The organism is Pseudoflavonifractor hominis (genome assembly GCF_014288125.1).
Lineage (GTDB): Bacteria > Bacillota > Clostridia > Oscillospirales > Oscillospiraceae > Pseudoflavonifractor_A > Pseudoflavonifractor_A gallinarum.
Genome location: NZ_JACOPR010000012.1, coordinates 11,918 through 37,993, shown reverse-complemented (window position 1 = coordinate 37,993; position 26,076 = coordinate 11,918). Strand labels below are relative to the sequence as shown.

Here is a 26,076-nt window from a genome sequence, read left to right as displayed (position 1 = left end):
GTGTCCAAGGGCAAATAATTTGTTGGTTAGGTAGTGGGGCTTAACACTTATTCTTTAGACTATTCCGCCCCAACCGGGGCGGATTTTTTTATGTTTATTTTTTACTTTGCGAATTGAAGATGAGATCGACGGCGCGGTGAACATTTATGCCGGATGCTATAACAACCCCTTCCTCATCTGGGGCAAATACCGGAAAAAGTGGCTGCGGGCCACCTTGCCGGTGTCCTTCCAGTTCCATCACACCCAGATGGACGGCATCCCTGCGGCGGAATTTTTGGAGCGGCTGCAGCGGCAAATCAAAGAAATTTAGCATTTCCCCTTGACTCTGACGCTCCGTCAACTGATACCCTATCCTCAGGGAGGGATATCTATGGAGTATTCCATTCAGGAACTGTCGCGCCTGTCCGGGGTGACCACCCGCACCCTGCGCTGGTACGACCAGATCGGATTGCTGAAGCCCAGCCGGGTGGCGGAGAGCGGCTACCGCTACTACAGCGGGGCGGAGGTGGACCGGCTGCAGGACATTCTCTATTACCGGGCCCTCGGGGTGGAGCTGGCCCAAATCAAGGAATGTCTAGATAATCCCTCCTTTGACCGTCTGGCCGCCCTGCGCAGCCATCTTGCTGCATTGGAGATGGAGCGGGAACGGCTGGAGCAGCTCATCCGGTCGGTGAAAGACACCATCGGAGCGGAAGAAAGGAAGGAAATCATGAGCGACGAGCAGAAATTTGAGGTGTTCAAGCAGCGCACGGTAGCCCATAACGAGGAAGCTTACGGAGCGGAGATCCGCGCCAAGTATGGCGATAAAGAGGTGGACGAGGCCAACGCGGTGGTAATGAACCTGACCCGGGAACAGTATCAGGAGTGGACGGACCTGGGCCGGGAAATCCAAGAGCGTCTGGAGGCTGCCGTCCGGGCAGGGCTGTCCCCGGAGAGTGAGGAGGGAAGGAAGGTCACCACCCTCCACCGCCGGTGGCTCACCATCACCGGGAACCGGTATGACCAGGCGAAACACCGGGGGATCACGGAGCTCTATGTGATGGATGAGCGGTTTACCGCCTACTACGACAAACAGGTACCCGGCTGCGCCCGCTTCCTGCGGGATGCTGTGGTCTATTGGGCAAAATAAAACAGGCTCAGGGCTGCACCTAGTGCGCAGCCAATCAAATGCAAGCCTCCCATCCTCTGTTGTTTTCTTGACAGCAGAGGATGGGAGGCTTTCTATCATGCAGGAGGTCTGCGGCCCTACCGTTATTCCGCATGACTGATGTCTTTGTGCCGTACGCAGGACTCAATAATGTCGGCGATCATCTCCACCTCATCGGCGCAGTCCTGCCGCAGCCACTCCTTGACGATGGCGATGATGCCCTCCACATAGTAGGCCATGTAATAGGGGCGGTGGGCGGACGGGACCTCAAACCGCTCCAGAATGGGGCTGAGGATATGCTGTTTCAGTTCCCCATATCGCGTATGAGCCTGCATGCTGCGTGGGTTCCGGAATGCCGCCCGGTAGACCTTTTTGTTGTCCCGGATAAAGCGGAGATAGGGGAGAAGATATTCCCGGGTGACCAACACAAGTTCTTCCCGCGCTAGGCTGCCCATATTCCCCAGAATTTCTTCTTCCTGCTGGGGGAAATAGGAGAGAAAGCGCTGGTTGATCATCTCCAAGGTCTCACTCACCAGGTCGGCGATGGTCTCATAGTGCAGGTAGAAGGTGGAGCGGTTCACACCGGCCTGGTGACAGATCTCTTTCACCGTGATGTACTCCAGGTCCTTCTCCTCCAGCAGGGCCAGGAGGGCCTCATCCATCCGCAGGGCGGTATTGAAGTATTTGCTTTCGGACTTGTTCATCTGCCGCCCTCCTCTCATTTTACTCGGCGGATTCGCTGATCTCCCGGGCCAGCTGCATGATCTCAAAAGCATACTTTTCCTTGCCGACCCGGAGAAGTTTTTTATAGATGGGGTAGTTGAGCCCCACGCCGACAAGCCCCAGAACGCCCAGGAGGACCCCGGCTCCCATCATGAGAACGCCGCCTCCTCCGATCACATGCATGGAAAGGCACATCCCCAGGCCGAGGACCAGCGCCATCCCGATACCGAAGCCATAGGCGAAGAGAGTTGCCGCGCGCTTTGCTTTCCAATCCAGCTTTCTCAGGGCGACGACCTTGGAGGTATCCTTGGGGGCATATTCATTGGCAATGGCTTCCGCAAAAATTTTATCCGTGTTCATGGTATTATTCTCCTCGTATGATCCATTCTCTGCAGCTGCTGATATGATCATAGGGGATATAAGGCGAAAAGAGAACAACACGGTTTGGGTTTTGTGCTGATTTCAAAAACGGCATCGCAAAAAAGAGCCGCACGCCCACATTTTCCTGCAGATTGCGGTAGAAGAACTGGTAGTCATACCGGTGGAATACACCGTGGGAGAAGATGGGCAGCTCATAGACATTCAGACCCACCTGGCGGTGATAGGGGACAAAGAACCGGGCGTCCTGGTCGTAGATCCCTTTTTCCATGTTGGTGGCGCCTAGGAAATCGCTTTTGGTGGTGTCATCGTCCATGGACATGTTTTACTTCTTTTCCACCGGGATCCAGATCTCACAGTAGTAGTCCTGATCCTGGGTGCCACCCTCAAACTTGCTGGCGTCGCTGTACAGCTCCACATTGATACCCGCGGCGATCTTATAGTCGGGGTTCGTGGGTAGCCACTGGGAAAAAATCTGCTGGTTCAGGCCCTGGAGCGCCTGGGGCATCCGGCCGGTACAGGGGAACACCGCCCAGGTGTGGGCCGGGATGGTGCGGGTGGTGAAGCCATCCGGGATCTCCCTGGCGGGATCATAGTTGTCGGCGATGAGATATTCAAATTCATTGCCGCCCATGCTCTCGTCCAGGTTGATGCCGTACATGCCGCACACCACCTTGCCGCCGCCGGTGCCGAAATGCTCCGCCCAGAACTGGGGGACCTGAGCCACGGCCTCCTCATACTTGAACGTTTTTGCCCGGCAGAGCACGGTAAAGGCCTCTTTTTTCATAATCTTGCAATCCATGTTTTGACCACCTTCCAATGTCACGTTGATTCGAAGCGGAGCAAAGGAACGGACCGCGCCTCCGCTTTTTCGCAGTGCGGCAGGTGTGAGGCCATGGAAGCGGGCAAAGGCTTTGGTGAAGCTGTCCGGCGAATCATAGCCGAATTCCAGCGCGATGTCGATGATTTTCCGGTCCGTCGTGAGGACCTCCAGCCCGGCGGCGGAGAGCCGGCGCTGGCGGATGTAGTCGCCCACCGTCATGCCGCACAGCATGGCAAAGCCCTTCTGAAAGTAAAAGGGAGACAGGGCCGCCTGCTGTGCGATCTCCCGGATGGTCAGCTCCTCCCGGAGATGTTCCTCGATATACTGGATCGCCTGATGAATGCTGGTTACCCAATCCATTGGTCACACCGTCCTTCTGTCCTCCAGCATACCGGAAACGGGCGGTTCCTGCCCGATTTTCCGTGCTCATGTTTGTCTGGTGGCGTCTATATTACACGGTTCTTGAAACTGCTTTTTCGTGTTATACAGCTTACTTCCACAATTCTTTTCGCAAATCGTCCAGATATCGCTTCTGCTGCCGCTTCAGATAGCCGGGGACGAAGGGATGCATCCACCAGTGTTTTGCGTGAACTATCTCGGTACAGGTCAGCTGGGTGCCGCCCTCAGCCGCCTCAAAGACGCCCTCCCAGGAGCCGAACATGTTGTCATTCTCCATGGTGAAGGCCCAGCGCCGGAAGGGCTCGCAGGCTGTGACGGTGAAGTTCGTGGCGTATCCGCTTTTGGTGTACTCCACAAAGTGGGTTTCGTCCAAAACTTCCACCCGGGCCAAGTCGCTGCGCCAGGCGGTATGGGCGAGGTCGGTCACGGTCTGCCACACCCGCACCACCGGGTAGGGGAAATAGACGGTCACCTTGGACATCGCCATAGGATCACCCCTTCTTCGGGTTTTTGTTCAGTTTCAGGCTGATACCCCGGCGGTCCGCCGCCTCCTGAAGCAGTCCCACGGCGGCAAGGGCCCGCTCCTTGATTGGTTGGCCTTCCAATTCCGGCCTGCCGTCCAGAACAGCTATTACGGACTGTAAGTCTTCCAGGGGCAGGAGATACACCGCCGTGTTGAAAAGCGCCTTGCGGCGGCCATCGTTGTAATGGGCCAGAAGTTTCTCCAAAATGGCTTGCTTTTTCTCCAACTGGGCCAGGTAGGCTTCCAGCCCAATCTCCCGGGCTAGGGCGATGTCCTGCTGCCGGTTCCGGTGCGGGACAAAGGAATCCCCCTCGTCAAAGCTCTCGTAGCGGGGACAGGGGTATTCCGAACACTCCCAACAGAATTGGATATTTTCGTGCTCCAGGGAGCATTTGGCTATTGTGCAGCTCTGGTTGCCTGCGCCTCCGCCGCAGCCGGGGCAGTAGCCGCCCAAGTGCATGGAGCACAGCGCGCAGTTGAGTCCACAGAGGGAGAATCGGGTCTCTTCTCTGGTAAAGCCTTTCATAACGTTTCCTCCCTCAGAACCACAGCACCTGCTCTTCCCGGAATACCGGGGTTTTCCCCTGAGCGTAGGGATCATAGCGGTTCTCGTTGCAGCCGAATTCCTGTAAAAAGCAGATCTGTCCCACCTCATTCCAGCGGATGAGGGAGAGACCGTCAAAACTCTGGATGGTGCCGTCCGCCATGACACACCGGAAAGCCCACTCCACCACGGTCTGGTCCCCCTTGTGGAAATACTGCCGGATGTTCCAGCGCTCTACGGTGCCCCGGCTGTTCCATTCATCAAACCACAGCTTGATCTTTCCGCTGCCGTAGTACTCCGGCCCCCAGCTCTCAATATAGACGGCATCCGGGGCGAATAGCTCCTCAATGCCCGTGTCCTGCCTATCCAGCCACATGGAAAACCACTGCCGGATTTTACTTTCCCTCTGTTTCTCTGCTTCCATATTCATATTCTCCTGTTGTCCCCTTTGGGTGCTGTCCCAAAGCATCAAATACTCCGTTTCCTTTTCCGCCACGATGCGGAATCCTGTCCGCTGGTAGAGATGCAGAGCCGGATTTTCTTTCTGCACGGAGAGGGATGCCCGCCGGTACCCATTCTCTTGGAGCAGGAGCAAAAGAGCCTTCAGAAGCCGCGCCCCGATGCCCAGCCCGCGATACTCCGGCAGTAACGAGATGGCCAGAGAGGGGGTGCCGTTGTCGATGTGTCCGTAGTCCACCATGATGCGGCACCACACCGCACCTACCACTTTTCCCGCCGCCTCGGCTACTATGCAGTGGTCGCCGGGCCGTGTGCCGAAGTCCGCAATATAGACCTGCAGCTCCGGCAGATCTATCACAGATCGGGACGGCGGCTCCACGCCCTGCGGGAGATAGATGGCATGATAGAGAAATTCCCGCAGAAGGTCATGTTCCTCCAAGCGTATTTTGCGAATGATCGTGTTCATCTCATTCCTCACTCTGCCCGTTTGATCGGCTGCCGGATCACGGTTTTCAGCCGTTCCGGCTTGCACCGCCGTACATCGCTCAAATAGATCTCATGGTGGAAGCGGCCCTCCCCAAAATCCGCCTCGTACCCGTGGGCCGTGGCGTATTCCTCCATGGCGGCCACAGTGGCGGGCTCGTCGTCATAGGGACCGATGTGCATGCACTGGACGCACAGCCCCTCCTCCCAGGAGAAGAACTCCACGGGGGAGAAGTCCTGCTGTTTCTGTTCCGTGGTCTCCCGGATGGCCCAGGCAAAGACCTCTTTTGTCACGAACTCCGGCAGACGGAGGAGGGAGATCCACTGAAAGTCCTTTTTACGGGCGTAATCTACCCCGTGGATGCCCTCTTGCCACCAAAGCCCCTCCAGAGGAGGCACCACATAGTCGAAGTAGCCCTCCGGCCTGTGCTTGCCCAGCTTGCTCATTTTGATGGTGTAAGCCACGGCATAGAGCAGTCCCAGGGCCTGCTTGTAGGTGCCGTTCTCCTCGTTGGGATCGCCTCGGCCCCGCACGGCCAGAAAATGCATGGCGGGCACGGTGACGATGCCCGGCGTTTTGGGTGGTAGGTAGAATTCCTTGTATTCCTTTTTATAGTCGAAGGCCATGATTACTTCCTCCATTTTTTCGGCTGAGCCTGAAGGGCCAGACAGGTAAGGCGGGTGAGGGCGGTCATGGTGTCCCGGTCCTCCACATCCTCCACCCAGATGTAGTCCCTGGCACCCTCGTATGGCGGCGCCTTGGGCAGGTCGGGAAAGGCCGCTTCGCCCTGAGGGGTGACCTTTACGAAAAACTGGTCATCGCAGATGACGGCAAAAAACACATCGTCGCAGTAAAGACCGTATTCGCCGAACATTTTCCGACTGCGGATGGCTCCGGCCTCCCGCAGCTGCTCGGCCACATAGGTTACAAAATCCGGATGAGACGCCATGTCAATTCCTCCTGTAGCGGTGAGCCAGCGTTTTGATCAAATCCCCAAGCTGCTCCCGCAGTTCTTCCGGCTCCAGCAGCTCCGCCTTGTCTCCAAAAGTCAGGACCCAGCTGAGTACGCTGTCGGCATCAGGAAAGCCGCCGGTGAAGCGCAGTCTTCCGTCCGGCTCCACGGTAAAACGGTCTGCGCCGTACTCCTCCACCAGCCGCCAGCGGCAGGTGGAATCAAAGCGCACGGTGACCTGATATTTTACCGGGAAGACCCGCTCCGGCTCCAGATTGGGCAGGGGAGCGGGGCGGGGAGTAAAGGGCTCGCCGGTAGAGAGCTCCGTCATGCGGTTGAGCTTAAAGAGGCGAAAATCCTCCCGGGTCTGACACCAGCCCCACACATACCAAGTGGACCAGTGGAACAGCAGATAGTAGGGCTCCACGGTGCGGACCGACTCCTCCTTGGGGGAGAAGTAGGGGAAACGGATGGTGCGGTGCTGCTCGATGGCCCCTTGGATGAGCTCAATTTTCGGCGGCAGGCTGGTCTTGTACCAGGAGGATAGGTCAATGAGCATGTGGGCGCCCCCGTTCACCAGTCCGCCGGTCCCGGCGGACAGCTTCTCCATCAGCTGGGCATAGCGCCGGGTGCCGCTGACGCTGTCCAGGCTCCTGAGCCCCGCCAGGATGGCCTGCATTTCCGGAGCGGTGAGCACGGTACGGTCCACCCGGTAGCCCTCCATGATGGAGATACCGCCGCCAGCCCCCTGGACGGTGGCGATGGGAATACCCGCCCGGCAGAGGGACTCAATGTCTCGCTGGATGGTCCGGCGGGATACCTCGAATTGTTCCGCCAGCTCGGGGGCGGTGACCTTCTCCCGCTGGAGCAGAATGGACAATATGCCGATGAGCCGCTCCATTTTCATGCGCCACGCCGCCTTTCCCGGTTTTGTCTGTATTATAGCACAGGAACCGGACAACAGTCTGTCATGTTTCCCTTGCCTTGTGTTTTTTGGGACCATTGGGTACAATAGGAACCACGGAGGGAATCGTTATGGGAAAGACTGTGTTATATCTCGCCATGAGTTTGGACGGATACATTGCGGACGAGCGGGGCGGCGTGGATTGGCTGGCGGGTGACGGCAGCGAGCCGGATGCCCCCGGCAGCTACCCGGCCTTTTTGGATACAGTGGATGTCATCGTCATGGGCTGGACGACTTATCACCAGCTGGTGACAGAGCTCTCCCCGGACCGCTGGCCCTATGAGGGCCGCCCTTGTTATGTGGTGACCCACCGGCAGGAAGCGGACCAGAAGGACATTTTCTTCTGGAATGGGGAACTGACTGCCCTGGTGGACAAGCTGAAAGGGGAGTATGAGGGCAATGTCTGGATCTGCGGCGGTGCGTCCGTGGCCGGGCAGCTTTGGAAAGAGGGACGCATCGATCAGCTGTGGCTGTCCATCATCCCCACCGTGCTGGGCAGGGGTGTGCGGCTGTTTCCGGAGCTTTCTCAGGAAGCGCCGCTGAAGCTGGTGAGAACGGAACCTTGGAACGGGATCGTGGATCTGGTGTACGAAAAGCGGTGATAGGCAATGCGGGAACCATTTATCAATCTGACAGAAGAAAATCTGGAACGGGAGCACCTGTGTTGCATCATCCGCAGCAAGAAGCCCCACCCCGGTGTGGAGGCCAAGCGGGCCTGGCTCAGAGAGCGGCTGAAAGAAGGCCATGTGTTCCGCAAGCTGGATGCCAAGGGCGTGGTGTTCATCGAGTATGCTCCGTTGGAGACTGCCTGGGTGCCGGTGGAGGGGGAGAACTATCTCTACCTCTACTGCCTGTGGGTTACCGGGGACTTCAAAGGCAAGGGCTACGGCAGGCAGCTGATGGAGTACTGTCTGGCTGATGCCAGGGCCAAGGGGAAATCCGGCGTGTGTATGCTGGGAGCGGAAAAACAGAAGGCCTGGCTCTCAGACCAGGCCTTCGCAGAAAAATATGGGTTTGAAACGGTGGACACCACGCCGGACGGCTACCGGCTGCTGGCCCTCTCCTTTGACGGGACAAAGCCCCGCTTTGCGGAGAACGCCAAGGGGTTGGAGGTGGAACATCAGGAGCTGACCATCTACTATAGTCCCCAGTGTCCCTACACCCATCAGAGCGTAGAGCTGGTGCGCAAGACTTGCCAGGAGCTGGAGGTTCCCTATACCCTCATTCCGGTGGACACGCTGGAAAAGGCCAAGGCTCTGCCCTGTGTGTTCAACAACTGGGCGGTATTTTATCGGGGAAAGTTCGTGACCGTAAATCTGCTGGACGCCGCCGGGCTGAAGCGACTTTTGAAAAAGTAGGGTGTGTTCATGGTAATTCGAAAAGTGGGAACCGATAAAAAGCAGTACCTTGATTTGCTGCTGCTGGCGGACGAGCAGGAGGACATGATCGACCGCTATCTGGAGCGTGGTACCATGTATGTGCTGGAGGAGGATGGAGTCAAGGCCGAATGTGTAGTGACGGACGAGGGCGATGGGATTTTGGAGCTGAAAAACATTGCCGTGGAGCCGGACTTTCAGGGGAGAGGCTATGGGAAGGCGCTGGTGGATTTCCTCATCCGAACCTACAGGGGGCAGTATACCGTGCTGCAGGTGGGCACCGGGGACAGTCCATCCACTATCCCGTTTTATCAATCCTGCGGCTTTCGCAGGCACCACTTGGTCAAGAACTTTTTCACCGACCACTACGACCATCCCATCTACGAGTGCGGTGTCCAGTTGGTAGATATGGTGTATCTGCAAAGAGAGATATAAAAATGTGGAGTGCCAATTAAGGCGCTCCACATTTTTTCAGTATCCGGGATATGTTACAGCTTCAGCCCTTCCACCCAGGCCTTCAGCTCAGCTTCGCTCAGGCGGCCATTGAGCAGCTTGCCATCCACGATCTTGGCACCGGGGGCGCTGGGGCGCAGCCCGGCCGCCGACTTGCCCAGGCCGCTGCCGCCGGAGGTGGCGAAGAGGACGATGGTCTTTCCGGTGAAGTCATAGGCCTCCAGGAAGGTGTTGAGGATGGTGGGGGCCACATACCACCACACGGGGAACCCCAGGAAGATCACATCGTGTCCGGCTACCGGGGCATCGGTGTCGGCCAGAGCGGGGCGGGAGTGGGCATCCTTCATCTCCACGCTGGAGCGGGAGCCCTTGTCCATCCAGTTCAGATCGGCGTTGGTGTAGGGAACGGCAGGTTTGATCTCATAGAGATCCCCGCCCACGGCGTTTGCCAGAGCCTTCGCCGCCTTGGCGGTGGTGCCGGTAGCGGAAAAATAAGCAACCAATACGTTCATGCGAATAACCTCCTTATGGTATGCTTCGCCTCTATTGTAAATCTACCGCTCAAAAATGTAAAATACTCATTTTCTATTTGTAGTTATTCTAAAAAGGCATCTTTATCTTGCGGGAGCAGGAGGGGAGTAGTAGGATAGAAGAAGGAGGGATGACCGTGGAACTTCGCGTTTTGAGATATTTTCTGGCGGTGGCCCGGGAGGAGAACATAACCAAGGCCGCGGCCCTGCTCCATCTGACCCAGCCCACCCTGTCCCGGCAGCTGATGCAGCTGGAGGAGGAGCTGGGCGTGCAGCTCTTTCACCGCAGCCGCTACCACATCGTCCTCACCGACGAGGGGATGCTGCTGCGCCGCCGGGCTCAGGAATTGGTGGACTTGGCGGACAAAACAGCCCGGGAATTTGCCGCCCGAGAGACGGAGCTGATGGGCGAGATCACCATTGGTGCAGGGGAGACCCGGAGCATGACCTTCCTCTCCCAGGCCATCCGCACCTTTCGAGAGCGCTATCCCAAGGTTACCTTCCGCATCTTCAGCGCCAATGCCGACGATGTGAAGGAGCGGCTGGACATGGGTCTTCTGGATATGGGACTGCTGACGGAGCCGGTGGATGTGGGCAAGTATGCCTTCTGCCGGATGCGGGAGAAGGACCGCTGGGGCGTGTTGGTGCGGACAGATTCTCCCTTGGCTGAGCTGGAGGCGGTCACGCCGCAGGATCTGGAATCAGTTCCTCTGCTGGTCAGTGGGCGGGAGAGTGTACAGCGGGAGCTTGCCAGTTGGTTTGGCGATAGTTGGGATCGTCTGCAGATCGCCGCGACCTTCAATCTGATCCTCAATGCAGCCAATATGGTGCGCTGCGGTGTGGGAGCGGCGCTGGGGTTCGACCTGAACCTGGCGTTTGATGGCCTTCGATTCCTGCCCCTTTCTCCGCCTATGGAGACGGGGACGGTGCTGGTCTGGAAGAAGGATCAGGCGCTGACCCCGGTGGTAGAGGCCTTCCATCAGCACATTAAAAATGTTCCGTGGGCATCGGAAGGAAAAGAAACATTCGACATTGTGAAGGAGTCATTTTAGCACGTGGGCATCCGAGGAAGGATACCCACATGTTTTCATTTGGAGGTTTCCATACGACCAGGCAGAAGGCGTGGAAACGCGATCACACCTCCAGGTACATTCTGCGGGAATACGAGAGCCGGGGCCGGTGCGGCATGATTGGAACGATAGAAAGAACAGAGCAGATCCCATTTGGGATCTGCTCTGTTCTCAGTATTGGGTGGGGATCTCGCGCTCGCCGATACCGTAGAGTTGACGGAATTCCTCCAGATCACCGGGCGTACGGATCAGCATGACCTCGCGGAATGTTCCGGTACGGATGTCCTGAAATCCTGCGACCTTTTCCCCGGTGCAGATGCTGGCGCGGATCACCGGCTTCTGGTTTTCCTTGTCATAGGACTGTGTCTCTGGCTTTTTCTTGAAAAACATCCTGTGCCCCTCCTCAATCCGGCGCATCTGCCGACTCCAGAAATACCGCAATGGCGGCTACTGTCTGAGCCTGCTGCTCCTGGGCAGAGATCGCAGCGGGTAGGTCCCCCCTCTGCGGACCGTAGTTGCCGAATTGGGCGTGGTTGCCGCCCTCGATTTCCACGATGTTCTCCGTGTAGTCGATGTGGTCCTCCACGCTCTGGTTGAGGGAGCCGTAAATGGTCAGGGTCTTTTCCTCCGGATAATCGCCGTAGATGTAAGCGCCCATCAGAATCAGTCCGTCCACCTGGTCGGGATGGTCGGAGGCAAACTTGGAGGCCATGGCGCCGCCCATGGAGTGCCCGGCAATATACCAGTGCTGCATCTCAGGGAACTGGGCAATGACATCCTCCGCCGCATCAGCATCGAAAATCGCCATGTGGAAAGGCATATGGACCAAAATGCAGGTGACTCCGAGCTGTCGGATCTGATCCAGCAGAGGCAGGTAGGCCTCGGCCCCCACCTTGGCGCCCGGATAGAAAATGATGGCGGTATCGGTGGGATGGGTAGGGGAGAGGATGGTCAGATTGTCCTGCACTGTGATGCCGCTGTCCTGTTCCATCACCGCAAGGGCCACATCCTCCGCCCGGTAGTAATCGGACACATACCAGAAAAACAGCCCAGTCAGAAGGACCAGGATCAGAAGAAGGATTCCTCCGGCGACGAGCCATTTTTTGCGCCGGGACCTCGGTTTTGTTTTCATGCTCCCATCACCTCGGTCAGTATATGCCCAATCAAAGCCAGGGTGAACATGATGAGAAATCTGGTGATCATCCAGCCCAGCGCCTTGGAATAGCCCTTGGGGGTGATGCAGCCCATGGCGTCCAGCTTTTGGATGGTGGGGTGCAGCCGCCAGAAGTAGGTGGCGATGGATAAGATCATGGCCACCACCGCCCACAGCTTCACCTGCTCCGTGCCGATCACCAGAATCACCGCCAGCAGGAAGAGGAAAATCAGCTTCACACCGGCCACCCAGTTCACCAGATAAGAGGCAAACAGCCGCTGCTCCTCGCTCTCTGGATTGGAAAAGGCGTTGAAGACGCCCACACCGTTGCCCAACCGGCTGCCGGGCCAGAAGTAGAGGATGGCCACATTGGCCGACTCCATGATGATAAAAAGGATCATTGCGATGGATAGAAAATCCATGCCTGTACACTCCTCAGAATTGCTCCTCCTGGGCAGACAGGTTCAGCCTGAAACACTCTGTCCCGGAGGGAAATCGCACGATTTTAAAGAGAATTAAGGAAATATTTATCTCAAATGCGCTTTTATCTGCTATTGTACTCTTCAGATCCAGGCTGTTTTGTCATGAGCCCGGACGCAAGATTCAAAACGCGGGAGGATGAAAAAATGAAGACAGGTCACAAAGCTGCGGCCCTTGGCTGCCTGGCAGTCGCCGTTGGATCCGCGGTCTACCGGCGCTGGATGATCCGGATGTCGCTCCGGGAGTTCACCCGATGTGCGCTCTATATGGCGGTCATGGACGATGAGATCTGCCGGAACGAATTGGAGGGGAACCAGATCGGGGACGCGGTCATTACCTTCCCACCGAAGGCAGAATCCCTGCAAGCGCGGTACCATCTCTTTCTGCAGAGAAACCGGGCCAAAAGCCGCCGGCAGATCCAGGAGGAAATCGTGGCGCTGGAGCGGCGGCTCCGGGAGTCCCGGCAGTACATCGGCCAGCCGAAAGAGCAGCTGGAAGTGGAGTTCTCCGGGGAACATGATTTCGGAGAGACCGATTCGGTCACGTTATAGCCCGCATCCTATGTTGCATCAGTCAATGCGTGGATCAGTTCCTCCTGTCCTGGCCCCCACTGATGATTTTGGGTGATTTCCGCCTCTGTGCATGCAAAATACCGCCACTGTGCCTCATCCGTAATTCCGGCGTCCCAGGTAGTATCAAAGTACCGGTATTCGCCATCCATCCGGGCACAGTTCCACATATGCTCCTCCCCGGCGCCCACGCCGGTGACATTCCAGCAGGGGATCCCGGCCTCCCGGCAGAGCATGTTGAAGGCCCAGGAAAAGCCGCCGCAGATGGCGGTTCCATACTTCAGTGGGCCATATGCGGTGCGGGACTCATAGGGCAGGGCATTGGGGTCCTGATAATAGCGGGAATCATAGGAGGTATGTTCCACGATGTAGCGGTAAATGGCTCGCAGCTTCGCCTCGTCCCCCATATCATCCGTGAAAATCTGCTCTGCAATGGACTGGGTTAGATTCTTTAACTCTCTTGCCTGTGCCACACTCGGCTCCAGCGTGTCGGAATTGCCGGGGAAGGCACAGATGGCGGTGGCGTCGCTGTTGAGCATATAAAGCACATAGCCATAGCCCGCCTGCTGCAAAGCCCGCTGCATATCATCCACCAAAAGATCCGGATCAAGGATGGTGATGGGGATTTCGTTTTCTCCCAGGTGGGCATCGGCAACCTCCACCAGGTCGGCCAGACAGCGGATCTCCATTCCGCCCTCCGGCATCCCGTCCGGATAGCCCAATTTATAGGGCATGTAGCGGATCTGACAGACGGTATCCTCCGGGCCGCCCGTACAATCCAGCTGATATGCATATTTCAGTTCGGGATACTGACTCAAGACCTGACTGGACGCATTTTGCAGGAAAATAGACCGGTCCTGCAGAGACAATTCCGCATCGGAAAAGGCAAAGGTCAGTTGGGGGACCATTCCCTCATAGGCCTGTTTTAGAATCTCCGCCGCATCCTCCAGGGATGTGGCCGGATAGACGCCGTCCATTGGGGCGGATGGCTTCGGTACCGGAACTTCTTCCGGTACCAAAGTAGCAGTCGGCACACTGGTGCTGTGGACTTCCGCTGCCTGCTCGGAACAGCTGCACAGACTCAGCAGCAGGAAAAGCGCGCAGACAACGGCAATTCTTCTTTTGGACATGGAATCCCTCCTGCAATACTCCGTGACCGTATCATAGCATAAACCCAGGGGATGGGGCAATGAACTTTCGCTTTCATGAGCGACACTGGTCTTCCTGTTTTCAGAAATCGCTTTTTTCAGGATAAGGTCCAGCCGCATTTGTGAGAACCAAGAGTTTCTCCGCCTATCTGCATGAAAAGGTGCCGCAGCAGGATCCCAGTCGGGAATCTGCTGCGGCACCTTCTTTTGTCATTTGTGATGTGGGCCCTTCCGCTGACGCCATGGATGGGGCCTGGCGCGGAATTCCGTACTCTTTTGGAAGAATTATGAAATCGATTTTCCAAGCGCAAAGGCCTGTTGAAGTTCGTCTTTTCCTTGGATGTCACCCGCATCCATGTTGCCGCCAGCCAAGACATGACCGAGATTGTTCCACCGCAGATGCTCCAGCAGGTGGTCATAGTAGAGGACGGCGTCGTCAAATTCATACCCTTCCGCAGCCATCAAAAGCACGGAAGATGTTCCGTTGCCGCGCAGGAGGTTTCTGCCGCCTTCCTCCAGGGCAAACAGGCGGTCAAGGGCGGTGCGCAGCTGCCCGCTCATCGTCCAGTAATACAGTGGACTGGCAAGAACGATCACATCGCAGTCCCGGACAGCCGGATAAATCTGATTCATATCGTCCTGCTGGACACAGGGACAATCCCGATCGCTGTGGCCGCCGAAGCATCCCTTACACCCATGAATGCTCATTTTGTCCAAAAAGAACTCGGTGACAGTATGGCCTGCACTCTCTGCACCTTCCCGGAACGCTTTTATCAGTGTAGAGGTGTTGCCGCTTTTGCGGGGGCTGCCGTTTAAGATTACAATTTTTCTGCGCATCGTACATTCCTCCTGGTTTCGGTTGGATTGACTTTTCCTATGTTTGATACTAAAATTTTAGCAAGCATGAAACAAAAAACAAGTACGCACATAAAAGTGCGGTACTTACCAAAAGGAGAGTGTGGCATGGGCGTGCGCTGTATTGCCAATGAGTGCCTGGGGACTACTGGGTTCAGTTATACGCTTTCTCTCATCAACGGCAAGTACAAGATGACCATTCTCTATACCTTGATGGAGTTTGGCGTGGTGCGGTTCAATGAGATGAAACGATACATCGGAGGAATCTCTTATAAAACGCTCAGCACCACCTTGAAGGAACTGGAAGCAGATCAGCTGGTTCACCGGGAGGAATATCCCCAGATCCCCCCAAAGGTGGAATACAGCCTGACGGAGCGTGGGAAGTCCCTGATCCCCATTCTGGACGGCATGTGCGAATGGGGAGACCGCAATCGGCTATAAAAAGCAGAAGGAAACCGGTGTGGTTTCCTTCTGCTTTTTATTTGGGACGATCATATTCTGGTCGGGAAACATAGGTGAATGGACTTGATTTTCTTTACCAATCGTTCGTAGGCCATAGTTTGTGCTATAATGGTTTATCCATATGGACCATTGAAAACGAAGGTGACAGAATGGACGAAGCAATGAAAATGAATCGGGATCAGTTGGCGCAAAGATTCAATGCTTGCCGTCCTGCGCTATGTGCGATTGGAGATGAAACACGTCAGCTCATCATCCGTGTTTTCATTGAGAATTGCGGAGCAGGGGGCTTGCGTGTAGGAGAAATTCAAAATAGTACGAATATTTCGCGTGCGGCGGTGTCCCATCACCTGAAAATTCTGAAAGATGCAGGTATCATAGACGTCAGACGCGAAGGTACAAAAAATTTTTATTATTTGGACGCTGCAAGCAGTAGTTTGCTGGCAGTATCAGAACTGTTCCATCATGCAGTCGAGCTGATGAAACATTGCCCTACATATAAGGAGAGAAACAGATGAGTATCTATAAAATCATCTTTAGCCCCACCGGAGGCACAGATAAGGTTGCCGATTCATTTGTACAGGCCTTTGGACAGGAGGCAAAAACAATCGATCTGACTGATTTTGCAACGGACTTTCACCAAATTTCATTGACACAAGAGGATATCTGCATGGTTGCGGTTCCTTCTTTCGGCGGACGGGTTCCGGCGATTGCAGAGGCACGGTTGGAAAAGATACGCGCAAATGGTGCAAAAGCGATACTGATTGTGGTGTATGGGAATCGCGCCTACGATGATACGTTACTTGAATTAAAAACGATGCTGAGGAATTTCGGGTTTTGCTGCGTGGCCGCTGTTGCTGCGGTCGCAGAGCATTCTATCATGCATCGGTATGCACAGGGGCGCCCCGGTCACAAAGATTTGGAAGAACTCGCTCAATTCGCAAAACAGATCCGGCAGCGCATAGAGGAGGGGCGGATACCAGACGATCTGGCCCTTCCCGGCAGCAGTCCATACCGGGAGTATCACGGCGTACCCATCAAGCCTGTTACAAAGAAGAGCTGTACGAACTGCGGATTGTGTGCGAAAAAATGTCCTGTTCAGGCAATTTCATTGACCAATCCCTCCAAAACCGATCATAAAAAATGTATCAGCTGTATGCGCTGTATCAGTATTTGTCCGACGCATTCAAGAAGTATAAATAAAATTTTGGTGGCGATTGCAGCAAATAAGATGAAAAAAAGTTGCAGTGAACCCAAGAAAAACGAACTGTTTCTCGGAGCATAACTGCAGGTTTGTGTTCTTGCATTCTTGGAAACCGTCCCATCCAATGCAGCTGCTTGGGTCAGCAAAGATATTTTGATCGGAGCTTGACTCCTGTATTATGTTTTTCAGGAGCCAACGTCTGCTTCCAAGTTCCGAAAATTTTTACATTGCGATACAGAGAACAGGGCCTCTGAAACATTTCGATTCAGAGGCCCTGTTCTTATTTTTTAATACGGATATAATTTGTTCCATCAAGTGATACGAATCTGAAATAGGCCAAGCTCTATGCGTTGAAAACCATTTTAGACAATTTATAAGTATGAAAGCCGCAAATCACTGTTTCGCTGATTTGCGGCTTTCTCTAATATAAAATGCGATGGGAGTTCCGAAAATACTTGTTAATATCCAATTGTGCCATGGGGGAAGGGGGGTCAGGAACTCCGGCAATTTCTGCTGCAGCTCCTCTTCACCCAAGCAGCCAGGCAATGCTGGCTGCGGTGCGCTGTACCGCATGGTCGTAGTGGTTGCCTGGATTCAGCTGAAATACTGTGTCGATCCCCTTGCTCTGATAGAAGGACTGGATCTCCTCCGTGTTCTGTCGGACACTTCTCAGAACAGGATTGCGGGTTTTGCTCTCCTTGTCCCCCAGGGAGAAATACATACACTCCGGCCGGCACTTTGGTTCATGGGAGACGATATACTCTTTCATGCCGGGAAACCAAAGAGAGCCGGATATGCTGCCGACCCGTGAAAAGAGATCCGTCTGGTAGATGGCATACAGCGCAAACAGCCCCGCCAGAGAGTACCCGGCGATCCCGCGCCAACAAGGAACTCCGCCAATCTCTTTCTCTGCCGTCGGAATAATCTCCTCGGTCAGGAGCCGCAAATAGTCATCTGCACCGCCGGTACAGGGCTCGGCATTTCGGAAGGCGGGTGGGCTGTCCCAGGGCGCCATGTCGTGGTTCCAGTCCAGATTGCTGATGGCTACCAGCGTGAATGGCGTGCAGCCGATAGCCTGTGCGGCCTCATATAGCTTCTGGCCTTCGGCAGAGAAGGTGTTGAGATAGATGATAGGCGTATTTGTTTTAAGACTTGGAAAAAGGGATATGGTTTTGCTTTGAACTGAGAAGGTATACATAACTTTTATCATCCACTTTCTGTTTTGACAGGGGGCTATACACAGAATAGTCCTGCTTATTGGACAAACATGAGGCTAAACTGAGTTCTCCATGATGGGAAAATGGGACAGAGCAAAGGGAGACCGCTTTGTTGATATTTGCCAATAAGTCCTTGTCGGATTTTGGAATTCCAGTTATACTAAGTACAATATACATCCAGAAAGAGAAGATAGGAAGAGTGAAATATAGTGTTGCCTCCTGGTCTCTACGAACAAGTCATCAATACTGCCCTGAACCGCGAGCTTTCGGAGATTCCCGATGCCCGCAAATCGGTTGCACCTATTGACAAGGCAGAGGCTTCCAAGGTGCTGGCGCGGTACCTGGCGGATGTGGTGCAAAAGGGCCTGGAGAATGTGGCGGACAACGGCGGGGACATCTCTATGCAGATTGGCCTGGCCAACCAGATCGTAACCCTCATTCAGAACACAACCGGGGAAGCCGACTTTGCTGCGTTGAGTGTCGACCAGCGGGCAGAGCAGCTTCTTGCGCTTTTACGGGAGCAAGACCCCCGCCTGGCAGTGGGCAAAACGGCTGCTAACCTGAGCCGGCCGGAGACCTCCATCGCCCAGAGCAGTCTGTTCACCGGGGCAATTCATGAGCCCCAGATGTACACAGAGCTCAAAAAGGAGATCGTCTCCGCCAACCGCATTGACATGCTGGTGTCCTTCATCAAGTGGAGCGGCCTGCGGCTCCTGATGGACGAGCTGTTGGAGTTCACCCAAAACGGAGGGGAGCTGCGGATTATCACCACCTCCTACATGGGAGCCACCGATGTGAAGGCCATTGAGGAGCTCCGAGCATTACCGAACACCAGAATCAAGGTCAGTTACGACACCAAGCGCACCCGGCTTCACGCCAAGGCCTATGTCTTTTACCGGGATACCGGCTTTACCACCGCCTATGTGGGTTCCTCCAACCTGTCCAACGCCGCCATTTCCAGCGGCCTGGAATGGAATGTGAAGGTCACTCGCCGGGAACTGCCGGAGACCATCGACAAGATCGCCGCCACCTTCGAGAGCTACTGGAATTCCAGTGAGTTTGAGTACTACTCCGAGGATCAGAAAGAGCGGCTGGCACGGGCGCTGAGAGCAGAAAAATACTTTGATGCCAACAACGCCGAAGTGTACACCATGGATATTGCACCCTACTACTACCAGCAGGAGATTCTGGATAAGCTGGAGGCCGAGCGCACCGTCCGAGGCTATACCCGCAACCTGGTAGTGGCCGCCACCGGCACCGGAAAGACGGTGATCTCCGCTCTGGACTACAAGCATTTTTGCAAGCAGCACCCTGGAAAGCCTTGCAGGTTGCTCTTTGTGGCACACCGGGAGGAGATTCTGCGGCAGAGCCTGTACACCTTCCGGGCCGTTTTGAAGGACGCTAACTTCGGGGAGCTGTTTGTGGGTAACTGCAAACCCGAGAGTATTGACCAGTTGTTTTTGTCCATTCAGACCTTCAACTCTCAGGATTTTGCCGCCAAGACTGTTTCGGATTTTTACGACTACATCGTTGTGGATGAGTTCCACCACGCGGCAGCGCCTACCTATCAGAAACTGCTGTCCTACTATCAGCCTCAAATTCTCCTGGGCCTGACCGCTACCCCGGAGCGTATGGACGGCAAGAGTGTGCTGCCCTATTTCAATAACCGGATTGCCGCAGAAATCCGACTGCCGGAGGCCATCGACCGCAAGTTGCTGTGTCCCTTCCAGTATTTTGGCGTCACCGACACGGTGGATCTGAACACCCTGAAATGGAGTGCCGGCGGCTACGATAAAGGTGAACTTTCCAACCTCTACACCTTCAGCGGCGCTGTGGCCCATCGCCGCGCCGATCTGGTGGTGTCCTCGCTTCTGAAGTATGTGACCGATATCGACGAGGTCAAGGGGCTGGGCTTCTGCGTGTCCATTGAGCATGCGGAGTTTATGTGCCGCTCTTTCAACAACCGCGGAATTCCGTCCATCTTCCTGACCGGGAAATCCACCGATGAGGAGAGAAAAACCGCCAAAGGACGGCTGGTCAGTGGTGAGGTGCGCTTCATCTTCGTGGTGGATATCTACAACGAGGGCGTGGATATTCCGGAGGTCAATACGGTGCTGTTCCTGCGGCCCACCGAGTCCTTGACAATTTTCCTTCAGCAGCTGGGCCGTAGACTGCGGCTTGCAGAGGATAAGGAATGCCTGACCGTGCTGGATTTTATCGGTCAGGCCAACAAGCGATATAACTTCGAGGATAAATTTGCCGCCCTGTTGTCTAACACCACTCGCAGTGTGACCCGAGAGATTAAAGATGGATTTGTCTCAGCGCCAAAGGGCTGCTACATACAGCTGGAGAAGAAGGCTGCCAAGTACATTCTGGACAACATCCGAGCTTCCTGCGGAAATACCGTCGGGCTGGTGTCCCGAGCGGCCAGCTTTGCGGAGGACAGCGGTTTGGATCTGACCCTGGCAAACTTTCTGGACTATTATCATTTGGACCCCAGGGCAATTTACAAGTTTTCTTCCTTCTCCCGCATCTGTGCCAGATCAGATGTAATTGCGGACTTTAGCGAACCGCTGGAGGAGGTCCTTACAAAAGCCCTCGGCCGGTTGGCCGTTGTGGACTCCCGCCGCTGGATCCGCTTTTTGCTGGACCTGTTGCCTCGTTTGGACGATGTGGACTTTGCGGCGCTGAGTGAGCTGGATCGGCGGATGCTTCAGATGTTCTATGTGACTGTTTGGGGCAAAGCGGCAGAGAGTTGGGAAGCCGATGAGGTGCTGGATAACCTGTATGCCCTTTCGGACAGCCCAGTGCTGTTGGGAGAGCTTCTGGATCTGCTCCGCTATCGGTATGAACAGATCGATTTCATTGACGAGCCGGTGGATTTGGGCTTTGACTGCCCGCTGGACCTCCACTGCACCTATACTCGGGATCAGCTGCTGGTGGCACTGGATTTCCTGAAACCGGTGACCGTACGCGAGGGTGTCAAGTGGCTGCCGGAGAAGCATTTGGACGTGTTCTTTGTGACGCTGAACAAGGCGGATAAGGACTACTCGCCCACCACCATGTATCACGATTACTCCATCAACGAAAACCTGTTTCACTGGCAGAGCCAGAGCACCACAGCGGCAGACTCTCCCACTGGGCAGCGGTATATTCATCACCGGGAGCGCGGGAGTAAGGTGCTGCTATTTGTCCGGGAGTTCAAGGCAGATCGGATTACAGGTGGTGCAGCGGCCTATACCTTCCTGGGAACGGCGAACTATGTAAAGCATAATGGAAGCAAGCCCATGAATATTACCTGGAAGCTGGACAGTCCGATTCCGGCAAAGTTTTTGAAGAAGACAAATAAATTGGTGGTGGGATAAATGACAGAGGTAGTTGCAGCCCTGATCTGGGATCAGGATAAGTTTATGATTTGCCAGCGCCCGGCCCATAAGGCCAGAGGGCTGCTATGGGAGTTTGTAGGCGGCAAGGTAGAGCCAGGCGAAACCAAAGAACAGGCACTCATTCGGGAATGTCAGGAGGAGCTGGCTATTACCCTGAATGTGGGGGAAGTACTCATGGATGTGGTCCACGAATACCCCGATTTGACAGTTCATCTGACGCTGTTTCATGCAACCATCCGGGAAGGCATTCCTCAGAGACTCGAGCACAACGACATCCGTTGGATCACCGTGAATGAGATTGATCAGTATGCATTTTGTCCGGCTGATGTAGAGATTTTGAGGAGGATAAAGGATGCCTATTAAAACCTGTCACAAACTGGTGCGGGATCATATTCCAGAAATTATTGAAGCAGACGGGAAAATCTGTGTCTGCGAAACGCTTTCTGACGAAGACTACCTGTATCTTCTGGATCAAAAATTGAACGAAGAATTGGCAGAATATCAGGAAAGCAAATCCTTAGAGGAATTGGCGGATTTGCTGGAGGTCATGCAGGCTGTCGTAAAGGTCCGCGGCTGGACACTGGAAGAACTGGAGAAGGTGCGAGCAGATAAGGCATCCGAACGGGGTGGATTTGAGAAAAAGATTTTGTTGAAGAAAGTTGTTGACGAATAGTATGCTGCTCTTTTATAAGAATGTTGATTATTCTGTATTGACAGCCGGCCTAACAATACCGATACAGCACCAAGAATCCGTCTTCCGTGAATTGGGATTTACACTGGAGCATGGGCAGCGCAAACAAATACAGATTCTGATTGACGGCACTCCATACCCCGCTCAGATCATAAACATTCAGTTTGATAAAAGTAAATATCCAACTCATAGGGATCTTCTGCAAATCCGATATTCTGCCAAGAGTGCCATTGCTCAAAAATTACAGGGGCTATTTGCATATTCAAAGGAGCAAATTACATTACAACGTCAATAATATTATGATCATATGTCCCAACCATCACGCAATTATTTACGATTTGAATCCTGTATTTGATTTCGATCAAAAGCAGTTTCACTATCCTAACGGGTATGTTGAAGGATTAGCTATCAATCTTCATTTGTAAACTGAGGTGAGCTCCATGCCTACCTACCGCGCTGCCTCCGGCAGTAGTGCTGAAGACTTGTTCATCGAATTGTTTTCCGACTTCCGGTAGTTCTACGAGGCCCCCCGGGCGGCTGGACTGGTGGTGGAGAAGTCCAATAGCATTTCGCCAAGGAGAACTATACCGACGCCCAGGTCCAGCGGAATATCCTGTCCAACCCCTTCAAGCGGTTTGAGGACATGCAGATGCTTCACCATACCAAGACCCTGGGCGTGATCCAAGTGGACGAGTTCGTCTGGAAGAAGCTGACTCGGGAGGAAAAGCAGGAGATCGAGCGGATTTGCGATGAAAAGCTGGAGCAGTATTATGGCCGCTTCTAGGCTGCACAAACGGACGGTGATCTCAAATGAATCAAGAGATATTGAATAAACTGAAAAGCACTCCGGAACTGTCACCGGATGTACACGACGGCAGCTATGAACTGGTGCGTACGATTGTATCCGCTTATCGTGATGTGGATGAAGCCACACTGGACTACCAGGATCTCAATGCCATTTATCTCATGTGCATTGGAACATGGCGGCACAGCTATGACAAAAAGCATGAGGCGGTTCATACAGCGCACCTGTCCGAAGCGCGCAAACAAGAACTGGATCACCTAATTGATGCCTTGAAAAGCCGAGCGGAGGCTGGTGCCTACAAAAACCAGGAAAAGGCCGTCTCAGGCACAGGCCATATTGGAATGTTTGGTACTGGGTTCTACTCGTTCCAGGGCAAGACAGATAACCAGTCGGTGCGCGCTTTTATCAGGATGTGCGTGGATCTTCTGGATATGACGGATGATGAGGAGATGTTTCAGCGTGCTGCATCGGTGCTGACGAAATCGTTCCGCGGGATGCAGGCTGCGGCAGCCTCTGTGGTGCTTCATTGCTTAAAGCCGTTTAGCTTCCCGGTCATCAACAGCAATATAGGCAGTGAGGATATTTTTTCGGCACTGGGAATTGAGCTGAAATCCCGTGGCAAGCTGGAAGCCTATGTAGAGAACTGCCGGAAAATCAAAGATTTTCGGGATGCCAATTTTTCTTTCAAAAATTATCGGATTCTGGACATGGCAGCGTGGGAGCTGTCTGCTGATCCCATCCGTCGTGTTGTTAGCCAATACAAGGAATCCTTTGCCGCCTGGTTTCCGGAAGAAGCATATAAGTGGCGGGCAGTCCAATGTTTCCAGGAGCATTGGAATCCAGAGAGAGCCGATTTTGCAGAAATGCTGAAGGAATCCTTCGCCCAGGCGGGAAATCTGCTGGACACCAATTACTCATTTCCCTGTAAGATGATCGCATTTTTTGCGGAAAAGGAGCCTGATACGGTCCGCTCGATGTTTCAGCAGCTGTTGGCTCCCGGAGTAGATATTGTCGAGCAGATCCAAAACTTTAAACAAAGCGCAGATGCCCTGTTAGCCAAGTATCAGTTCAAAGAAAGCATGAAGCAGCATTATCAGGGCGATCGTACTATCTGTACCTATCTGTTTTTTGCACAGCCTGATCGGTATTTTCTCTATCAATACGGGAAACTCAAGGCTTTTCTGGCAGAGACCGGCTTGCAGGCCGCCTGTAAAATGGGAGATACCCAGAATGTGCTTGCCTACCAGGAGGTTGCCAACCAAGTTCTTGCGTGTGTCCAGCAGGATAGCGAGCTGCTGAACATGTTCGAGGCAAAACGAGCAGAGTTGGGGAGTGCGTATTATCCAGATGCGGAACATCACCTCTTGGCCGATGACATCATCTACTTTGGAAGCCAGCTGCATAAAAGCGACTATTGGCCCACCTTGGCAGAGTATGATCCGGAGATTAGCACAGAACAGTGGTTAAAACTTCTTGCGGACAGAACAATCTGCACAGTGGAAAATTTGCAGATTCTGAAAGCTATTCAGCAGGCAGGCGGAGAGGCAACCTGTAAACAGCTGAGTCTGAAATTAGGGGATACTTCTGCCCACTATAACGGCAGCATGATTCAGTTTGCTCGGAGAGTACAGGAAAAAACGGGCTGCCCGTTGGTTCAGAATGAAAACAATGATCAGAAGTGGTGGCCAATTCTTTTTGTGGGACGCACAGCACTTCAGGATCAGCCAGGTACATACTCCTGGAAACTTCGTAATGAATTGGCGGATGCGCTGGAACTTTTAGCGCAGAGAGGAGGGGACAACCCCATGCCGTTTGCAAAAAATACGATCCTCTATGGTCCTCCCGGGACGGGAAAGACCTATCAGACGGCCAACTATGCGGTGGCGATCATAGAGGGGAAATCGCTGGAAGAAGTCCAGGCAGAAAACCACGAAACGGTCTTGGAGCGTTACCGGAAGTACCGGCAGGATGGGCGGATTGAGTTCACCACTTTCCACCAGTCTTTTGGGTATGAAGATTTTATCGAGGGAATTCGTCCTAAGTTCTTCGGCGAAAACGAGGAAGAAGCCGGTGAGATCCAATACGAGATTACAAAGGGCGTATTCAAAGCGTTTTGTTTGAAAGCTCAAATTCCAATCGCAGATGCCAGGCAATCTCCCTACGGTTTTTCTGATACACCTTCTGTTTGGAAAGTCTCTCTTGGCGGTACAGGAGGGCATCCGCTTCGCAATTACTGCATGCAAAACGACTGTATTCGCATTGGATGGGATGAGTATGGCGAAACCGTTACAGACGAAACGAATTACTTTGTTGGCGGAAAGTATGTGCTGAACGCATTCCTGAATCGGATGCAGTTAGGAGATATTGTCCTTTCTTGCTATTCTGCCCGAACCATTGATGCGATCGGCGTTATCACCGGTGATCCAGAATGGCTCCCAAATGAAGATCACTATAAGCGGTCCCGAAAAGTGAACTGGCTCCTGAAAGGTAAGAAAATTGATATCGAAGAGTTTCAATTATCGCGTTCGCTGGTTCAATCCACAGTGTATCAGCTGGATACCACTGCGGCTGAAGTTATCAAAGCCCTGGAGAAAAACGGCTTTGCGCCGACAACTGCGGTAGGAACAAAGCCCTATGTATTTATTATTGACGAGATCAATCGTGGAAATATTTCTAAAATTTTTGGAGAACTGATCACATTAATTGAACCCTCCAAACGTCTCGGCCAAAGTGAGGGATTACAAGTCAGACTGCCGTATTCTCAAAAGCTTTTCGGGATTCCTGACAATGTCTATCTGCTGGGCACCATGAATACGGCGGATCGCTCCATTGCTCTGTTGGATACCGCCCTCCGTCGCCGGTTCAGCTTTGTGGAGATGATGCCGGACAGCGGCGTCTTGGATGGCATAGAGGTCGAGGGCATTTCCATCAGCGGCCTGCTTACGACGCTGAACCGCCGGATTGAGGTGCTGTTTGACCGGGAGCATACGCTGGGGCATGCTTTCTTTACCCCACTGCGTCAGTCCCCGTCCATTGAGACCCTGGGCGAGATCTTCCGGGACAAAGTCATTCCGCTTCTTCAGGAGTATTTCTATGACGACTATGAAAAGATCTGCCTGATACTTGGGGACAGGAAGCGTCCGGAACAGCAGCAATTCTTTAAGGTTGAAACCGCGGATTTGCAGAGCCTGTTCGGTGTGGAACCTGATTTTGAAGTAAATCCCACATACCATATCAATCCGGCTGCTTTCTTTGATGTGGAAGTATACCGGAATCTCTGACAG

The 26,076-nt window shown here is 54.0% G+C and carries 33 protein-coding genes; 16 read left to right on the top strand and 17 right to left on the bottom strand.

What is annotated here, in order from left to right; all coding sequences use genetic code 11:
* Positions 1–106: 106 nt before the first annotated feature.
* Both H8S34_RS14225 and H8S34_RS14220 read left to right on the top strand, forming a co-directional pair.
* The gene (locus H8S34_RS14225; protein ID WP_243208043.1) at positions 107–310 is read left to right on the top strand and encodes a CatA-like O-acetyltransferase; all 204 of its coding nucleotides are present in this window, start codon (positions 107–109) and stop codon (positions 308–310) included.
* Positions 311–370: 60 nt separating this feature from the next.
* On the top strand, positions 371–1,129 hold the full coding sequence (locus H8S34_RS14220; protein WP_186964355.1) for a MerR family transcriptional regulator: 759 nt from the start codon (positions 371–373) through the stop codon (positions 1,127–1,129).
* A gap of 122 nt (positions 1,130–1,251) precedes the next feature.
* Here the strand turns inward: H8S34_RS14220 and H8S34_RS14215 are convergent, their stop codons facing one another.
* From H8S34_RS14215 to H8S34_RS14170, 10 genes are all read right to left on the bottom strand, one after another.
* Positions 1,252–1,851, bottom strand: coding sequence for a TetR/AcrR family transcriptional regulator (locus tag H8S34_RS14215; RefSeq protein WP_186964354.1), 600 nt, complete (start codon positions 1,849–1,851; stop codon positions 1,252–1,254).
* A gap of 19 nt (positions 1,852–1,870) precedes the next feature.
* The gene (locus H8S34_RS14210; protein WP_186964353.1) at positions 1,871–2,230 is read right to left on the bottom strand and encodes a dihydropteridine reductase; all 360 of its coding nucleotides are present in this window, start codon (positions 2,228–2,230) and stop codon (positions 1,871–1,873) included.
* A 4-nt stretch (positions 2,231–2,234) separates the two neighbouring features.
* On the bottom strand, positions 2,235–2,570 hold the full coding sequence (locus H8S34_RS14205) for a hypothetical protein (protein WP_186964352.1): 336 nt from the start codon (positions 2,568–2,570) through the stop codon (positions 2,235–2,237).
* Between the two features lie 3 nt (positions 2,571–2,573).
* A complete protein-coding gene (locus H8S34_RS14200) occupies positions 2,574–3,431 on the bottom strand; it encodes an AraC family transcriptional regulator (protein ID WP_186964351.1) in 858 nt (285 codons plus the stop codon).
* A 130-nt stretch (positions 3,432–3,561) separates the two neighbouring features.
* Positions 3,562–3,957, bottom strand: a complete 396-nt coding sequence (locus H8S34_RS14195; protein ID WP_186964350.1) for an SRPBCC family protein — start codon at positions 3,955–3,957, stop codon at positions 3,562–3,564.
* A gap of 4 nt (positions 3,958–3,961) precedes the next feature.
* A complete protein-coding gene (locus tag H8S34_RS14190; protein ID WP_186964349.1) occupies positions 3,962–4,519 on the bottom strand; it encodes a DUF3795 domain-containing protein in 558 nt (185 codons plus the stop codon).
* 13 nt (positions 4,520–4,532) lie between these two features.
* A complete protein-coding gene (locus tag H8S34_RS15510) occupies positions 4,533–5,462 on the bottom strand; it encodes a GNAT family N-acetyltransferase (RefSeq protein WP_186964348.1) in 930 nt (309 codons plus the stop codon).
* An 8-nt stretch (positions 5,463–5,470) separates the two neighbouring features.
* Positions 5,471–6,106, bottom strand: a complete 636-nt coding sequence (locus tag H8S34_RS14180; protein WP_186964347.1) for a GyrI-like domain-containing protein — start codon at positions 6,104–6,106, stop codon at positions 5,471–5,473.
* 2 nt (positions 6,107–6,108) lie between these two features.
* Positions 6,109–6,429, bottom strand: coding sequence for a TfoX/Sxy family protein (locus tag H8S34_RS14175; RefSeq protein ID WP_186964346.1), 321 nt, complete (start codon positions 6,427–6,429; stop codon positions 6,109–6,111).
* A 1-nt stretch (position 6,430) separates the two neighbouring features.
* Positions 6,431–7,339, bottom strand: a complete 909-nt coding sequence (locus tag H8S34_RS14170; protein ID WP_186964345.1) for a helix-turn-helix transcriptional regulator — start codon at positions 7,337–7,339, stop codon at positions 6,431–6,433.
* 128 nt (positions 7,340–7,467) lie between these two features.
* On the opposite strand from H8S34_RS14170, the gene H8S34_RS14165 reads away from it, so the two are divergent.
* The 3 genes from H8S34_RS14165 to H8S34_RS14155 are packed head-to-tail and all read left to right on the top strand — an operon-like array spanning position 7,468 to position 9,207.
* Positions 7,468–7,998, top strand: coding sequence for a dihydrofolate reductase family protein (locus tag H8S34_RS14165; RefSeq protein ID WP_186964344.1), 531 nt, complete (start codon positions 7,468–7,470; stop codon positions 7,996–7,998).
* A gap of 6 nt (positions 7,999–8,004) precedes the next feature.
* On the top strand, positions 8,005–8,754 hold the full coding sequence (locus tag H8S34_RS14160) for a GNAT family N-acetyltransferase (RefSeq protein WP_186964343.1): 750 nt from the start codon (positions 8,005–8,007) through the stop codon (positions 8,752–8,754).
* A 9-nt stretch (positions 8,755–8,763) separates the two neighbouring features.
* Complete coding sequence (locus H8S34_RS14155) at positions 8,764–9,207, top strand: GNAT family N-acetyltransferase (protein WP_186964342.1); 444 nt, start codon at positions 8,764–8,766, stop codon at positions 9,205–9,207.
* A gap of 53 nt (positions 9,208–9,260) precedes the next feature.
* Here the strand turns inward: H8S34_RS14155 and H8S34_RS14150 are convergent, their stop codons facing one another.
* Positions 9,261–9,737, bottom strand: coding sequence for a flavodoxin (locus H8S34_RS14150; RefSeq protein WP_186964341.1), 477 nt, complete (start codon positions 9,735–9,737; stop codon positions 9,261–9,263).
* A 149-nt stretch (positions 9,738–9,886) separates the two neighbouring features.
* Between H8S34_RS14150 and H8S34_RS14145 the strand changes: the two genes are divergently transcribed.
* Complete coding sequence (locus H8S34_RS14145; protein ID WP_207724997.1) at positions 9,887–10,807, top strand: LysR family transcriptional regulator; 921 nt, start codon at positions 9,887–9,889, stop codon at positions 10,805–10,807.
* Positions 10,808–10,996: 189 nt separating this feature from the next.
* Here H8S34_RS14145 and H8S34_RS14140 read toward each other — a convergent pair whose 3' ends face one another.
* From H8S34_RS14140 to H8S34_RS14130, 3 genes are read right to left on the bottom strand one after another with little or no spacing between them, the layout of a single operon-like run.
* Positions 10,997–11,215, bottom strand: a complete 219-nt coding sequence (locus H8S34_RS14140; protein WP_186964339.1) for an aspartate dehydrogenase — start codon at positions 11,213–11,215, stop codon at positions 10,997–10,999.
* A 13-nt stretch (positions 11,216–11,228) separates the two neighbouring features.
* Entirely contained in the window at positions 11,229–11,957 is a 729-nt protein-coding gene (locus H8S34_RS14135) for an alpha/beta fold hydrolase (protein ID WP_186964338.1), read from the bottom strand.
* The gene (locus H8S34_RS14130; protein WP_186964337.1) at positions 11,954–12,400 is read right to left on the bottom strand and encodes a hypothetical protein; all 447 of its coding nucleotides are present in this window, start codon (positions 12,398–12,400) and stop codon (positions 11,954–11,956) included. Before H8S34_RS14130 ends, H8S34_RS14135 begins: the two co-directional genes overlap by 4 nt.
* 204 nt (positions 12,401–12,604) lie before the next feature.
* Between H8S34_RS14130 and H8S34_RS14125 the strand changes: the two genes are divergently transcribed.
* The gene (locus tag H8S34_RS14125; RefSeq protein ID WP_186964336.1) at positions 12,605–13,009 is read left to right on the top strand and encodes a hypothetical protein; all 405 of its coding nucleotides are present in this window, start codon (positions 12,605–12,607) and stop codon (positions 13,007–13,009) included.
* Positions 13,010–13,017: 8 nt separating this feature from the next.
* On the opposite strand, the gene H8S34_RS14120 is transcribed toward H8S34_RS14125, so the two are convergent.
* Both H8S34_RS14120 and H8S34_RS14115 read right to left on the bottom strand, forming a co-directional pair.
* Positions 13,018–14,157: a transglutaminase domain-containing protein gene (locus H8S34_RS14120; RefSeq protein ID WP_186964335.1), complete on the bottom strand. Its 1,140-nt coding sequence runs from the start codon at positions 14,155–14,157 to the stop codon at positions 13,018–13,020.
* A gap of 303 nt (positions 14,158–14,460) precedes the next feature.
* A complete protein-coding gene (locus H8S34_RS14115; RefSeq protein WP_186964334.1) occupies positions 14,461–15,012 on the bottom strand; it encodes a flavodoxin family protein in 552 nt (183 codons plus the stop codon).
* A 126-nt stretch (positions 15,013–15,138) separates the two neighbouring features.
* Between H8S34_RS14115 and H8S34_RS14110 the strand changes: the two genes are divergently transcribed.
* The 3 genes from H8S34_RS14110 to H8S34_RS14100 all read left to right on the top strand — a co-directional run bounded on the left by H8S34_RS14110 (position 15,139) and on the right by H8S34_RS14100 (position 16,774).
* On the top strand, positions 15,139–15,471 hold the full coding sequence (locus H8S34_RS14110) for a winged helix-turn-helix transcriptional regulator (protein WP_186964333.1): 333 nt from the start codon (positions 15,139–15,141) through the stop codon (positions 15,469–15,471).
* 170 nt (positions 15,472–15,641) lie between these two features.
* Positions 15,642–16,007, top strand: coding sequence for an ArsR/SmtB family transcription factor (locus H8S34_RS14105; protein WP_186964332.1), 366 nt, complete (start codon positions 15,642–15,644; stop codon positions 16,005–16,007).
* On the top strand, positions 16,004–16,774 hold the full coding sequence (locus tag H8S34_RS14100) for an EFR1 family ferrodoxin (RefSeq protein ID WP_186964331.1): 771 nt from the start codon (positions 16,004–16,006) through the stop codon (positions 16,772–16,774). Before H8S34_RS14105 ends, H8S34_RS14100 begins: the two co-directional genes overlap by 4 nt.
* Before the next feature lie 445 nt (positions 16,775–17,219).
* Here the strand turns inward: H8S34_RS14100 and H8S34_RS14095 are convergent, their stop codons facing one another.
* The gene (locus H8S34_RS14095; RefSeq protein WP_243208042.1) at positions 17,220–17,903 is read right to left on the bottom strand and encodes an alpha/beta hydrolase; all 684 of its coding nucleotides are present in this window, start codon (positions 17,901–17,903) and stop codon (positions 17,220–17,222) included.
* A gap of 216 nt (positions 17,904–18,119) precedes the next feature.
* Here H8S34_RS14095 and H8S34_RS14090 point away from each other — a divergent pair, with 216 nt between their 5' ends.
* The 6 genes from H8S34_RS14090 to H8S34_RS14070 all read left to right on the top strand — a co-directional run bounded on the left by H8S34_RS14090 (position 18,120) and on the right by H8S34_RS14070 (position 26,073).
* Positions 18,120–21,275: a DEAD/DEAH box helicase gene (locus H8S34_RS14090; RefSeq protein ID WP_186964330.1), complete on the top strand. Its 3,156-nt coding sequence runs from the start codon at positions 18,120–18,122 to the stop codon at positions 21,273–21,275.
* Complete coding sequence (locus H8S34_RS14085) at positions 21,276–21,659, top strand: (deoxy)nucleoside triphosphate pyrophosphohydrolase (protein ID WP_186964329.1); 384 nt, start codon at positions 21,276–21,278, stop codon at positions 21,657–21,659.
* Positions 21,649–21,969 (top strand): nucleoside triphosphate pyrophosphohydrolase, encoded by a 321-nt coding sequence (locus tag H8S34_RS14080; RefSeq protein ID WP_186964328.1) that lies wholly within the window; start codon positions 21,649–21,651, stop codon positions 21,967–21,969. The genes H8S34_RS14085 and H8S34_RS14080 overlap by 11 nt, the downstream gene beginning before the upstream one ends.
* Before the next feature lies 1 nt (position 21,970).
* Positions 21,971–22,282: a hypothetical protein gene (locus tag H8S34_RS14075; RefSeq protein WP_186964327.1), complete on the top strand. Its 312-nt coding sequence runs from the start codon at positions 21,971–21,973 to the stop codon at positions 22,280–22,282.
* Positions 22,283–22,636: 354 nt separating this feature from the next.
* Entirely contained in the window at positions 22,637–22,771 is a 135-nt protein-coding gene (locus H8S34_RS15400) for a hypothetical protein (protein ID WP_279287857.1), read from the top strand.
* Between the two features lie 26 nt (positions 22,772–22,797).
* A complete protein-coding gene (locus tag H8S34_RS14070; RefSeq protein WP_186964326.1) occupies positions 22,798–26,073 on the top strand; it encodes a DUF8426 domain-containing protein in 3,276 nt (1,091 codons plus the stop codon).
* The last annotated feature ends 3 nt before the right edge of the window (positions 26,074–26,076 follow it).